The organism is Nonomuraea sp. NPDC049421 (assembly GCF_040677005.1).
Classification (GTDB): domain Bacteria; phylum Actinomycetota; class Actinomycetes; order Streptosporangiales; family Streptosporangiaceae; genus Nonomuraea; species Nonomuraea salmonea.
Window position 1 is genome coordinate 46,969 of the sequence record NZ_JBFAQA010000025.1, and the last position, 12,062, is coordinate 59,030.

General features: G+C 70.9%; 10 protein-coding genes. 7 read left to right on the forward strand and 3 right to left on the reverse strand.

The features are described 5' to 3' along the window. The first annotated feature begins 41 nt into the window (after positions 1 to 41). Positions 42 to 1,373, forward strand: a complete 1,332-nt coding sequence (locus tag AB0K18_RS34655) for a hypothetical protein (RefSeq protein ID WP_364922995.1) — start codon at positions 42 to 44, stop codon at positions 1,371 to 1,373. Between the two features lie 209 nt (positions 1,374 to 1,582). Here AB0K18_RS34655 and AB0K18_RS34660 read toward each other — a convergent pair whose 3' ends face one another. Next, on the reverse strand, positions 1,583 to 2,452 hold the full coding sequence (locus tag AB0K18_RS34660; RefSeq protein ID WP_364922998.1) for a LysR family transcriptional regulator: 870 nt from the start codon (positions 2,450 to 2,452) through the stop codon (positions 1,583 to 1,585). A 70-nt stretch (positions 2,453 to 2,522) separates the two neighbouring features. Between AB0K18_RS34660 and AB0K18_RS34665 the strand changes: the two genes are divergently transcribed. Further along, positions 2,523 to 3,254, forward strand: coding sequence for an SDR family oxidoreductase (locus AB0K18_RS34665; RefSeq protein ID WP_364923000.1), 732 nt, complete (start codon positions 2,523 to 2,525; stop codon positions 3,252 to 3,254). A gap of 730 nt (positions 3,255 to 3,984) precedes the next feature. On the opposite strand, the gene AB0K18_RS34670 is transcribed toward AB0K18_RS34665, so the two are convergent. Further along, a complete protein-coding gene (locus tag AB0K18_RS34670) occupies positions 3,985 to 5,223 on the reverse strand; it encodes an ATP-binding cassette domain-containing protein (protein ID WP_364923003.1) in 1,239 nt (412 codons plus the stop codon). Between the two features lie 27 nt (positions 5,224 to 5,250). Next, on the reverse strand, positions 5,251 to 5,850 hold the full coding sequence (locus AB0K18_RS34675) for a helix-turn-helix domain-containing protein (RefSeq protein ID WP_345386953.1): 600 nt from the start codon (positions 5,848 to 5,850) through the stop codon (positions 5,251 to 5,253). 61 nt (positions 5,851 to 5,911) lie between these two features. On the opposite strand from AB0K18_RS34675, the gene AB0K18_RS34680 reads away from it, so the two are divergent. The 5 genes from AB0K18_RS34680 to AB0K18_RS34700 all read left to right on the forward strand — a co-directional run bounded on the left by AB0K18_RS34680 (position 5,912) and on the right by AB0K18_RS34700 (position 12,015). After that, positions 5,912 to 7,483 carry a carboxyl transferase domain-containing protein gene (locus AB0K18_RS34680; RefSeq protein ID WP_364923007.1) on the forward strand — a complete coding sequence of 524 codons (1,572 nt, stop codon included), beginning with the start codon at positions 5,912 to 5,914 and terminating at the stop codon, positions 7,481 to 7,483. Positions 7,484 to 7,486: 3 nt separating this feature from the next. After that, on the forward strand, positions 7,487 to 9,433 hold the full coding sequence (locus AB0K18_RS34685) for a biotin carboxylase N-terminal domain-containing protein (RefSeq protein ID WP_364923010.1): 1,947 nt from the start codon (positions 7,487 to 7,489) through the stop codon (positions 9,431 to 9,433). Next, positions 9,433 to 10,338 carry a hydroxymethylglutaryl-CoA lyase gene (locus AB0K18_RS34690; RefSeq protein ID WP_364923013.1) on the forward strand — a complete coding sequence of 302 codons (906 nt, stop codon included), beginning with the start codon at positions 9,433 to 9,435 and terminating at the stop codon, positions 10,336 to 10,338. Before AB0K18_RS34685 ends, AB0K18_RS34690 begins: the two co-directional genes overlap by 1 nt. A gap of 3 nt (positions 10,339 to 10,341) precedes the next feature. Continuing rightward, positions 10,342 to 11,487: an acyl-CoA dehydrogenase family protein gene (locus AB0K18_RS34695; protein ID WP_364923016.1), complete on the forward strand. Its 1,146-nt coding sequence runs from the start codon at positions 10,342 to 10,344 to the stop codon at positions 11,485 to 11,487. 93 nt (positions 11,488 to 11,580) lie between these two features. Beyond that, positions 11,581 to 12,015 (forward strand): GNAT family N-acetyltransferase, encoded by a 435-nt coding sequence (locus AB0K18_RS34700; RefSeq protein WP_345386945.1) that lies wholly within the window; start codon positions 11,581 to 11,583, stop codon positions 12,013 to 12,015. Positions 12,016 to 12,062 lie beyond the last annotated feature (47 nt).

Here is a 12,062-nt window from a genome sequence, read left to right on the forward strand (position 1 = left end):
TGCCGCGTTGAAACCAATGGGGTCTCCAGAAAGGAACCCGCATGTTACAACGCATCCGTGTAGCCGCCCTCGCCCTCGTACTCGGGGCAGGGGCACTCGCCGCCGCGCCTGGCACGGCGACGGCGGCAGCCGCACCCACCATCAGCGACGTGGGCATCAGTCCCGCGCCCGCGATCGTGGTCTTCGACAAGGACGTCACCGTGACGTTCACGTTCACGACGAGGCGGGCGAACAGCGCCGAGCTCAAGCTCAACAACGACGTCGTGAACCTCGCCAAGTCGCCCGTACCGGGCGGCTTCAAGTGGACCGGCACCAAGGCGTTCGGCGCCGGCGCCGTCGGCAAGTGGACGTACAACGCCGTCGCCAAGGGTGACGGCGATGCCACGAAGACCGGCACCTTCGACGTCGTCAAGGCGCTCACCACCAGGATCGGCGACTTCGACGCCGACCCCGACCGGGTGAGCAGGGGCGACACGATCAAGGTGTCCGGCCGCCTGGTCGCCGACGGCAAGGGGTACGACGGGCAGACCGTCGCCATCGCCTTCCGTGGGCGCGGCTCCGACGACTACCGCCAGGTGACCAAGGTGACGACGGGGCGCGGCGGCTGGTTCTCCGCCCGCGTACGCGCCATGTCCACCGGCTGGTGGCGGGCCGAGTTCGCGGCCACCGCCACGGCCAGGGGCACCGTCAGCGACGGCGACCGCGTGGACGTCAGGCGCGCCGACCTCGCCAGCCGCATCTCCGGCTTCGACGCCAGGCCCGAGCCCGTGGACAAGGGCGACAAGCTCCGCTTCACCGGCACCCTGCGCGCCGAGCGCCGCGGCGGCCTGCCCGGCCAGCGCGTGTCCGTCTACTTCCGTGCGGACGGTTCCCGCCGCTGGGAGTACGTCACCTCCGACGTGACCGGTCGCGGCGGCCGCTTCTTCGCCACCGCCACCGCCGAGAAGTCGGGCTGGTGGCGTGCCGAGTACCGCGGCACCCGCGGCGTCAACGGCACCGTCAGCGGCCCCGACTGGGTCCGCGTCAACGAGCCCGCCCCGCCGCCCACCGCGGACAAGGCCGACACCCGGCTGATCAGGTTCAACGCCTACCCCGAGCCGCCGAGGCGCGGCGGCTACCTCAGGTTCAGGGGTGTGCTGCAGGTGGACGACGACGGCTCGTGGGAGGGCTACGCCGGCAAGGTGGCGCTCTACTTCAAGCCGCTCGGCTCCAGGAAGTGGCAGTACGTCAAGACCACCTCCTCGGGTGACAGCGGCCGCCTCTACACCAAGGCCAGGGCCTGGCGCTCCGGCCACTGGAAGTTCGTGTTCCGCGGCGACGCGGACACCAACGGCGACGACAGCGCCAGGGACTACGTCCGCGTAAGGCGCTGACCTCCTAGTTCGACGAGGCCCGGGACACCCACCCCGGGCCTCGCCCTTTCAACCTGACTAGTGGCTTGGCCCGGATTGTCGACCGCGTCATTGTTCGCCGTCCGGTGCCCGTCATTCTGCCTCCAGGTGTGATCTCGACGGTGGTCGTGAGGGCGCCCTGGAGTGTTCGCACGCCCGCGAGCATGGGCGAGGGAGCCTCCCACCCCGCTCTACCCGCCGTGGCCCGTCGCCTTGCCCGTCGCCTTGCCCGCCACGGCGGCGGCCGCGCGGACGAAGGCGGCCAGGGCTGGGGAGGTGGCGTGCTCGGGCCAGGCGAGGACGAGCGTGGTGGGCTCGGCATCAGCGACTGGGACAGCGACCAGGTCGTCGCGGAGCTGGCCGCGGATGGAGGAGGGGAGGACGGCGACCATGCGGCGCAAGGCGATGAGGTGGAGAAGCTGCCCAAGGTCGTGGACCTCGGGTCCGTGTGAGCCACCCTCAGATGCGCCCGGCCAGCGCGGCAGGGGCTCCCCGGCGAGGTCGTTCAGGCAGACCCGGGTACGGCCCGCGAGGCGATGCGAACTCGGCATCACGAGAAGTTGAGTCTCGGTCAGGAGGTCCTGGGTGTCCAGGCCGGTGAGGTCGTGGCGGGGACGATGAAGCAGGGCGGCGTCGGCACGACCCTCCCGCAGGAGGATCTCACGCTCGCCGAAGCTGCACACCAGCTCGACCGGCAGCGAACCCGGCTCAGCCTGATAGGCGTCGAGGATCGCGGGCAGCAGGCCACCGTCGCCGCCCGGCTTGATGACCAGGACCAGACGCGGGTCGGTGCGGCCGGCCCGCCGGGTGCGGCGCGCCGCGGCCGACGCGGCGTCGAGCACCGTACGGCTCTCGCGGAGCAGGACGGCCCCCGCCTCGGTCAGTACGACCCGGCGACTGCCGCGTTCCAAGAGGGCTACGCCCAGCCGTCGTTCGAGCTGCTGAATGGCGCGGGAGAGCGGCGGTTGGGCCATTCCTAGCCGGGCGGCCGCCCGGCCGAAGTGCAGTTCTTCGGCGACAGCGGTGAAGTAGACGAGCTCGCGGACCTCCAGTCTTTCCATACCCGCACGGTATCGCTGCGCACCTGATCGGTGTTGGAGCTCCCGGCCGCACCCGTGGTGGGCTGAACGCATGACAGAAACCACGACGGCCCTGGTCACCGGTGCCAACAAGGGCATCGGGCGCGAGGTCGCAGCCCGGCTCGCCTCGCTCGGCACGAACGTCCTGCTGGCCTCGCGCGACCCGCACCGCGGTGCGGCAGCCGCAGCCGACCTGGGCCCGCGGGTGTACCCGGTCACCCTGGACGTCACCGACCGCGCCAGCGTCCTATCCGCCGCCCGCTGGATCGAGGAGCGCTTTGGCCGGCTGGACATCCTGATCAACAACGCCGGCATCTCTGGCGACCTCGCCGCCCAGAGCCCTGGCAGTGTCGAACTGCCCGCTGTACGCGAGGTGTTCGAGACCAACGTGTTCGGCGTGATCAGCGTGACCACCACGATGCTGCCGCTGCTCGCCCGCTCCCCCGCCGCCCGGATCGTCAATGTCAGCAGTGGACTGGGCTCCATCGCCCGGATGACCGATCCCGAGGACTACTTCACAACCCGGCCCCCGCTGGCCGCGTACGTCCCGTCCAAGACCGCACTCAACTCGCTGACCGTGCAGTACGCCAAGGAACTGCGCAGCCGCAACATCCTGGTCAACGCCGCCGATCCGGGGCCGTGTGCGACCGACCTCACCACCGCGTTCCCCGGCCTCACCCGCACCGCGGCCGACGGGGCGGCCGTGGTCGTCCGGCTCGCCACGCTGCCCGATGACGGGCCGACCGGCGGCTTCTTCGACGAGCACGGCCCGGTTCCCTGGTGAGCTGCCTGTCAGGGAACCGAGGGACGGAGTGGTGGGGGTCAGCCCGGACGGGATGGGCGGCGTTCTGTTCGCCATGGCTGTGGTGGTCGGTGCCGTTGAGGGCGAAGTAGCGAAGGGCGGTGAACTCGGACTCGATCCAGTTCGGCCACAATCCGTAGGTCGGCAGGAAGACCAGCCCGATGTCGTTCGCCGCGGCCCACGTGCGGACGTTCGAGTGTTCGTGAGGGAGAAGTCGTCCAGGCCGACGTAGAGCTTCTCGCCGGGCCGGCGGATGCGCAGGGACTTGAGTAGGGACAGGAACTCGCACCACCGTGTGCGGGGCCGGATGCGGTAGTACATCTTGCCGGTGGCCCAGGTCGAGGACGGCAAGCATGTGCATCACGCCGTCGTAGCGGTTGTAGGTGGCCCGCAGACGACGTGGTGAGCGGTGCGGGCGCCGTGCCCTGCCTTTGCGGGGCATGAGGTTGAGCGGCCCGAACTCGTCGACACAGACCACCCGGCCGTCGGTCGGCGGGGGATGCCCCGGGCGATCAGGCAGATGTGCTCACGCACCTGGCTGCTGATCATCCTGGGGCGACCCCCGCTCCATTTTGGGTCCAGCGCCTCGAACCCCTGCTCGTCGAAGGCGTGGATGACGTCCCACGACCACCTCCACCATCACAACGTGGAAGCAGCCTGCCGCGCAACGAACGGAAGATCAATCACCCGACCAAGGATCCGAGCCAAGCCACTAGTTGACCTGCGAATCCGGCAACTTGGCATCGATTCGCATGAGCAGTGTCCGGAGACTTTCGAGTTGCGTGTCGACCTGCTCGAACCGCCTGTCGATCTGCTCGAAGCGCGTGTCGACCTGCTCGAACCGCCTGTCGATCTGCTCGAAGCGCGTGTCGATTTGTTCGAACCGCTTATCGATCTGCTCGAAGCGCGTGTCCATCTGAGCGAGCCGCGTGTCCATCTGCTCGAACCGCTCGTTGACGGCCGCGAAGCCGGCCTTCATCTCGGCCCTGATGGACTGGGCTTCTCTCGTGATTCTCGCGTTGACGTTGTCCTGGACCTGCGTGACGCGCTCGTGAAGGGTGTCGATGCGGTCGGCGATGCTGAGGTTCGGCACGCCACTCACGTTAGCCGCTTCGAGCTTCTGCACCCGGCACTCCAGGTCAAAGTACTTCGCTTCGAGATCCAACATCGGGTGAGCTCCTTTTGCTCGGGGGGACTGCTGGAAGGGGCCGCGCGGCGCATCAGGAAAGTTACCCTCCGCACAGGGTTGTGCGCAGGCTGATGTGAGAGAAGTTCCTAGTCGGCCTTTCTGAACTGCAGGACCGCCACCCCGAGGAGCAGGAGGCCGAGGGCGGCGACGATGCCGGGCTCCACCGGCACGGGGACCTGCTGGGTGAACCAGCGCACGCCGGGGTTGAGGACGGCCGCGGCGGAGGCGGGGACGTCGAGGTGGGCGAAGCGAGACGCTGACGGATCTGATCGGCATCCCGAGCTCGGCGAACAGCCGGGGCACGAACTTCTCGCCGGCGGCCACGGCGAACGTCACGGCCCCCTCGTGCACGGCGGCCTCGATGCCGAACCGCTCCGCTGAGCGGGTCTGCGGGTCGAGCCCGATGGTGGGCTCGTCGAGGAACAGCACGCGCGGCGAGTGCAGGAGTCCACGGGCGACCTCCAGCCGCCGTTTCATGCCGCCGGAGAACGTCATGACCTTGGCGTCCTTGCGCTCCCACAGCGCGACCATCTCCATGACCTGCCTGATCCTGGGCCCGACCTGGCTCTTGGGGACGCCGTAGAGCTCGGCGTGGAAGCGCAGGTTCTGCTCGGCGGACAGGTAGCCGTCGAGCGTGGGGTCCTGGAGGACGAGGCCGATGTTCCTGCGCACCTCGTCGCGCTGCCTGACGACGTCGTGGCCGGCGACCTCGGCGCTGCCGCCGGTCCGGAAATCGACGAAATAGCGCGGGCGGGAAGGCACAAGGCGCTGAGCGCAGAAGACGAAAAGTTAATAAGCCTTAACAGCGGCCTCGATGGCCGCCCTGGCCATCGCGTGCAGCAGCGGCCGCATCTCGTGCCCTGGCAGCTCGCCCGCGCTGTGCGGAGTCGAGTTGAGCAGCCCGAACACGGCGTGCGTGGCGGCCCGCAGCCGCGCGGCGGGGCAGGACGGGTGCAGCTCGGCCAGCACGGTCACCCACTCCTCGACGTAGAGCCGTTGCAGCCGCCTGATCTGCCTGCGCTGCGGCTCCGGGACGTTGCCCAGCTCCCTGTCGTGCACGGTGATCAGCGCGGGCTGCTCGATCGCGAATGTGATCTGCACGTTGAGCAGCGCGTCGAGGGTCTCCTTGGGGCCGGGGGAGGAGGTGGCGACCGCGACGGCCGACTCGCGCAGCCGCGAGCTGACGTCGAGCAGCATCTCCGACAGCAGCGCGTCCTTGCCGTCGAAGTGCCGGTAGAGGGCCGGGCCCGAGACGCCGACGGCGGCGCCGATGTCCTCGATCGAGACGCCGTGGAAGCCGCGGGCCGCGAACAGCCGGGCGGCCGCCTCCAGGATCTCCGCGCGCCTGTTGCGCCTGCTGCGGGTAGAGGGGGCGGAGGCGGTGGTCACGTCTCACATGCTAGACGATGACGTTAATGATGGCTAACATCCGAGCCATGGGAGGGGACTCATGAGCAGCGACTGGCCGGTGCTGAGATCGGCGATCGAGCCCGGGAGCGAGGCGTACAAGCGCAACGCCGAGCTCAACGAGCGGCTGGCCGCCGAGCTGCTCGACCGCCTGGCCACCGCCGCGCTCGGCGGGCCGGAGCGGTCGCGGCGGCGGCACGTCGAGCGCGGCAAGCTGCTGCCGCGCGATCGCGTGGACGGCCTGCTCGATCCCGGCTCGCGCTTCCTTGAGTTGTCGCCGCTGGCCGCCGGCGGCCTGTACGACGACCAGGCCCCCGCCGCCGGCATCATCACCGGCGTCGGCCGCGTCTCCGGCCGCGAATGCGTGATCATCGCCAACGACGCCACCGTCAAGGGCGGCACCTACTACCCCATGACGGTCAAGAAGCACCTGCGCGCCCAAGAGGTGGCCCTGCACAACCGCCTGCCCTGCGTCTACCTGGTCGACTCGGGTGGCGCGTTCCTGCCCAGGCAGGACGAGGTGTTCCCCGACCGCGAGCACTTCGGCCGGATCTTCTACAACCAGGCCACGATGTCCGCGCGGGGCATCCCGCAGATCGCCGCGGTGCTCGGCTCGTGCACGGCGGGCGGCGCGTACGTGCCCGCCATGAGCGACGAGGCGGTCATCGTCCGCGGCCAGGGCACGATCTTCCTGGGCGGCCCGCCCCTGGTGAAGGCGGCCACCGGCGAGGAGGTCACGGCCGAGGAGCTGGGCGGCGGCGACCTGCACGCGCGGGTCAGCGGCGTCACCGACCACCTCGCCGAGGACGACGCCCACGCGCTGGCCATCGTCCGCGACATCGTCTCCACGCTGGCGCCGCGCGCGCCGCGCCCGTGGGAGGCGATCACGCCGGAGCCGCCCCGCCACGACCCCCGCGACCTCTACGGCATCGTCCCCGCCGACACCCGTCAGCCGTACGACGTGCGCGAGGTGATCGCGAGGATCGTCGACGGCTCGCGCTTCCTGGAGTTCAAGGCCGAGTACGGCCCGACCCTCGTCACCGGCTTCGCCCACGTCCACGGCCACCCGGTCGGCATCCTCGCCAACAACGGCATCCTGTTCAGCGAATCGGCCATGAAGGGCGCCCACTTCATCGAGCTGTGCGACCAGCGCGGCATCCCCCTGCTCTTCCTGCAGAACATCAGCGGCTTCATGGTCGGCAAGGCGTACGAGGCGGGCGGCATCGCCAAGCACGGCGCCAAGATGGTGACGGCGGTGGCGTGCGCGCGGGTGCCCAAGTTCACGGTGGTGATCGGGGGCTCGTTCGGGGCGGGGAACTACGCGATGGCGGGGCGGGCGTACTCGCCCAGGTTCCTGTGGATGTGGCCGAACGCCCGCATCTCGGTCATGGGCGGCGAACAGGCCGCGAACGTGCTCACCACCGTCGGCGACGCCGATCCCGCCGCGATCAGGGCACAGTACGAGCACCAGGGCAATCCGTATTACTCCACGGCCAGGCTCTGGGACGACGGCGTGATCGATCCGCTCGACACCCGTACCGTCCTGGGCCTGGCGCTGTCCGCGGCGGCCAACGCGCCGCTCGAACCCGCCGGTTTCGGCATCTTCCGGATGTGACGCATGTTGTTCGACCGTGTTCTGATCGCCAACAGGGGCGAGATCGCCGTACGGATCGCCCGCACGCTGCGCGCGCTCGGCATCGAAGCGATCGCGGTGCACACGCCGTCCGACGCCCGGGCGCGGCACGTCCGCGAGGCCGACGTCGCCCTCCAGGTGCCGTCCTACCTGGACGTCGAGGCGATCATCGGAGCCGCCCGCGCGTCCGGCGCGCAGGCGGTGCATCCCGGTTACGGGTTCCTCGCGGAGAACGCCGCGTTCGCCCGCCGGTGCGCCGAGTCCGGGCTGGTCTTCGTCGGGCCGCCCGCCGCGGCCATCGAGGCCATGGGCGACAAGATCCGCGCCAAGGAGACCGTGTCGGCGGCCGGCGTGCCGGTGGTGCCGGGCGCGACAGGGCCGGGCCTTGAGGACTGGCGCGACTTCCCCGCCCTGATCAAGCCGTCCGCGGGGGGCGGCGGCAAGGGCATGATCCTCGTACGCGCGGCCGCCGAGCTGCCCGAGGCCCTGGCGTCGGCCCGGCGTACGGCGCGGGCCGCCTTCGGCGACGACACCCTGCTCATCGAGCGCTACGTCGAGAGCCCTCGCCACATCGAGATCCAGGTGCTGGCCGATGCCCACGGCGGCGTCGTGCACCTCGGCGAGCGCGAGTGCAGCCTGCAGCGCCGCCACCAGAAGATCATCGAGGAGGCGCCGTCCCCGTTCCTCACCCCCGAGACGCGCGCGGCCATGGGAGCGGCGGCGGTCGAGGCCGCCCGCGCCGTCGGCTACACCGGGGCGGGCACGGTCGAGTTCATCGTCGACGGCGCCACCGGGGCGTACCACTTCATGGAGATGAACACCCGGCTCCAGGTCGAGCACCCCGTCACCGAGCTGGTCACCGGGCTCGACCTGGTGGAGCTGCAGCTCAGGGTGGCGGCGGGGGAGCGGCTGCCGCTCGCGCAGGAGGACGTGCGGCTCGACGGGCACGCGGTCGAGGCGCGGGTGTACGCCGAGGACCCGGCGCGCGGCTTCCTCCCGACCGGCGGGCGGGTGCTCGCGCTCCGCGAACCCCGGGATCCGGCGGGTCAGGCGGTCGTGCGGGTGGACTCGGGCCTGGCCGAAGGGGCCGTGGTCGGCAGCGAGTTCGACCCCATGATGGCGAAGGTGATCGCCTGGGCGCCCGACCGCGCGGCCGCGTACCGGACGCTCGAGCGCGCGCTCGCCGCCACGGCGGTGCTCGGCGTCGTCACCAACGTCCCGTTCCTGCGCGCCCTGACCGCCCACCCGGCCGTCGCGGCCGGCGAACTGGACACCGGCCTGGTCGAACGCGTCCTGCCCGGCCTGCTGCCCGCCACGCAGACGCCTGACGCGGTGACGGCGGCGGCGGCGCTGGTCTTCCACGACCTGCCGCGCGGTGACGACCCCTGGGAGGTCGCCGACGGCTGGCGGATGGGCGAGCCGGCCTGGACGACCTGGCGGCTGGAGTCCCGCGACGGCGTGCACGCGATCCAGGTGCGCGGGCTGCCCCAGGAGCAGGCGGAGGTCCGCGTGGGCGAGCAGGCGGTGCCCGCCCGCGTCAGGCGCGACGGCCCGGACCTGACCGTCACGCTCGGCGGGCGCAGCGAGCGGTATCTGTGCGTACGCGACGGCGACACGCTCTGGCTCGGCCGCGACGGCGCGTCCTGGTCGTTCACCCGCCACCACATCGGCGACCCGGGCGACCGGCCCGGCGCGGCGGCGGCCGGCGACGGCGTCGTCAGGAGCCCCATGCCGGGCACCGTGCTGCTGGTCAAGGCCCAGCAGGGCGAGCGGGTCAGCGCGGGCCAGCCGCTGGTCGTCGTCGAGGCCATGAAGATGGAGCACACGGTCACCGCGCCGCGCGACGGCGTGGTCGCCGAGCTGCCCGTGCAGGCGGGCCGGCCGGTGGACATGGACGCCGTCCTGGCCGTGGTCACCGCCGAGGAGGCGTGATGCCGTACCCGATGGAAGGTCTTCCGCAGCAGGTCACGATCTACGAGGTCGGGCCGCGCGACGGACTGCAGAACGAGTCCGCCACCATCCCCGTCGAGGTCAAGGCCGAGTTCATCGACCGGCTCGCCGACGCGGGGCACAGGGTGATCGAGGCGACCAGCTTCGTGCACCCCACGTGGGTGCCCCAGCTCGCCGACGCCGACGAGCTGCTGCGCCGCCTGCACCGCCGCACGGGCGTGCGCTACCCCGTGCTGGTGCCGAACGCGCGCGGCCTCGACCGGGCGCTCGACCTCGGCGTGGCCGAGATCGCCATCTTCGCCAGCGCCACCGAGACGTTCGCCGCCAAGAACCTCAACCGCAGCCTGGAGAGCCAGTTCGAGATGTTCGAGCCGGTCGTGGCCAGGGCGCTGGACAACGGGATCCGCGTGCGGGCGTACGTCTCCATGTGCTTCGGCGACCCCTGGGAAGGGCCGACGCCGATCGCGCAGGTCGTCTCCGTCGGCGAGCGGCTGCTCGGGCTCGGCTGCTACCAGCTCTCCCTGGGCGACACCATCGGCGTCGGCACCCCCGGCCACGTCACCGAGCTGATCCGCGCCTTCCGCCGCCCGGACCGGCTCGCCGTGCACTTCCACGACACCTACGGGCAGGCGCTGGCCAACACCCTGGCCGCGCTGCACTGCGGCGTCACCACCATCGACGCCTCCACCGGCGGGATCGGCGGCTGCCCCTACGCGGAGTCGGCCACCGGCAACCTCGCCACGGAAGACCTCGTCTGGATGCTCCGGGGACTCGGCATCGAGACGGGGCTCGACCTGGGCAAGCTCGTCGCCACCAGCACCTGGCTGGCGGAGCTGCTCGGTCGGCCGAGCCCGTCCCGCGTCGTACAGGCGCTAGCGAAAGGCTGAGAGATGCTCACCGACGAGTACGAAGAGCTGCGCAAGACCGTCGAGGCGTTCGCCCGCGAGGTGGTCGCGCCCGTGATCGGGGACTTCTACGAGCGCGAGGAGTTCCCGTACGACATCGTGCGGCAGATGGGCGCGATGGGGCTGTTCGGCCTGCCCATCCCCGAGGAGTACGGCGGCATGGGCGGCGACTACTTCGCTCTCTGCCTGGCCCTGGAGGAGCTGGCCAGGGTCGACTCCAGCGTCGCCATCACCCTGGAGGCGGCGGTCTCGCTCGGCGCGATGCCCGTCTACCGGTTCGGCTCGCCCGAGCAGCGCCGTACGTGGCTCCCCAAGCTCGCCTCCGGCGAGATGCTGGGCGCGTTCGGACTGACCGAGCCGGGCGGCGGGTCCGACGTGCCCGGCGGGATGCGGACCACGGCCGTGCTCGACGGCGACGAATGGGTGATCAACGGGACGAAGTCCTTCATCACCAACTCCGGCACCGACATCACCGGCGTCGTCGGCGTGGCCGCGCTCACCGGGCTCACCGGCGAGCGCGAGATCTCCACCATCCTCGTGCCGAGCGGCACGCCGGGGTTCACGGTGTCGAAGAAGTACTCCAAGGTCGGCTGGAACGCCTCCGACACCCGCGAGCTGTCCTTCACCGACTGCCGCGTGCCCGCCGTGAACCTGCTCGGCGAGCGCGGCCGCGGCTACGCCCAGTTCCTGCGCACCCTCGACGAGGGCCGCGTCGCCATCGCCGCGCTCGGCGTCGGCCTGGCCCAGGGCTGCGTGGACGAATGCCTCAAGTACGTCAGGGACCGCAAGGCGTTCGGCCACCCCATCGGCCACTACCAGGCCATCCAGTTCAAGATCGCCGACATGGAGGCCCGCGCCCACACCGCCCGCCTCGCCTACTACCACGCCGCACAGAAGATGCTCGCGGGCGAGCCGTTCAAGAAGGAGGCGGCGATCGCCAAGCTCGTCTCCTCCAATGCCGCCATGGACAACTCCCGCGACGCAACCCAGGTGTTCGGCGGCTACGGCTTCATGAACGAGTTCCCCGTCGGCCGCTTCTACCGCGACGCCAAGGTGCTGGAGATCGGCGAGGGCACCAGCGAGGTGCAGCGCATGCTCATCGCCCGCCAGCTCGGACTCGGTGACCTGTGACCCGCCGCGCCCGTTTCATCCCGGCACGAAAAGCGGGGAAACGTCAAGCATGGGTTTGCGCAGGCGACGACCGACGATCTAGGGTCGATGCTCATGACGGCTGACGATCTTCTCATCAGGAGAGCGGAGAAAGCGGACGCCGACGAGGTGTTCGCGCTGGCCCGCGAGTTCGGCCTGACCTTCAGGCCCGAGCGCGAGGCCTTCGACGCCGCGCTGCCCGCGCTGCTGGCCAACGACGACGCCCTGCTGCTCGCGGCCGTCGTCAACGGGCGCGTGCGCGGCTACCTGCTCGGCTTCGTCCACCTCACCCTCTTCGCCAACGGGCCGGTCGCGTGGGTGGAGGAGGCCATGGTGCAGTCGGGCTCCCGGCGGCAGGGCGTCGGGCGGTCGCTGCTGGAGGAGTTCGAGCGGTGGGCACGCTCCCGCGAGGCCGGCTACGTCGCGATGGCCACGCGGCGGGCGCCGGAGTTCTACCACGCGCTGGGCTACGAGGCGTCGGCCACGTTCTTCCGCAAGGTGCTGCGATAAGGGCCACCTGGCGGGCCATTCTGTCGGCACCGGGTGGCATGCTGAGG

Excerpts from the sequence above, each read along its gene's own strand:
- AB0K18_RS34655 (WP_364922995.1), top strand. The coding sequence starts at position 42 with ATGTTACAACGCATCCGTGTAGCCGCCCTCGCCCTCGTACTCGGGGCA.
- AB0K18_RS34660 (WP_364922998.1), bottom strand. The coding sequence starts at position 2,452 with ATGGAAAGACTGGAGGTCCGCGAGCTCGTCTACTTCACCGCTGTCGCC.
- AB0K18_RS34665 (WP_364923000.1), top strand. The coding sequence starts at position 2,523 with ATGACAGAAACCACGACGGCCCTGGTCACCGGTGCCAACAAGGGCATC.
- AB0K18_RS34680 (WP_364923007.1), top strand. The coding sequence starts at position 5,912 with ATGAGCAGCGACTGGCCGGTGCTGAGATCGGCGATCGAGCCCGGGAGC.
- AB0K18_RS34685 (WP_364923010.1), top strand. The coding sequence starts at position 7,487 with ATGTTGTTCGACCGTGTTCTGATCGCCAACAGGGGCGAGATCGCCGTA.
- AB0K18_RS34690 (WP_364923013.1), top strand. The coding sequence starts at position 9,433 with ATGCCGTACCCGATGGAAGGTCTTCCGCAGCAGGTCACGATCTACGAG.
- AB0K18_RS34695 (WP_364923016.1), top strand. The coding sequence starts at position 10,342 with ATGCTCACCGACGAGTACGAAGAGCTGCGCAAGACCGTCGAGGCGTTC.
- AB0K18_RS34700 (WP_345386945.1), top strand. The coding sequence starts at position 11,581 with ATGACGGCTGACGATCTTCTCATCAGGAGAGCGGAGAAAGCGGACGCC.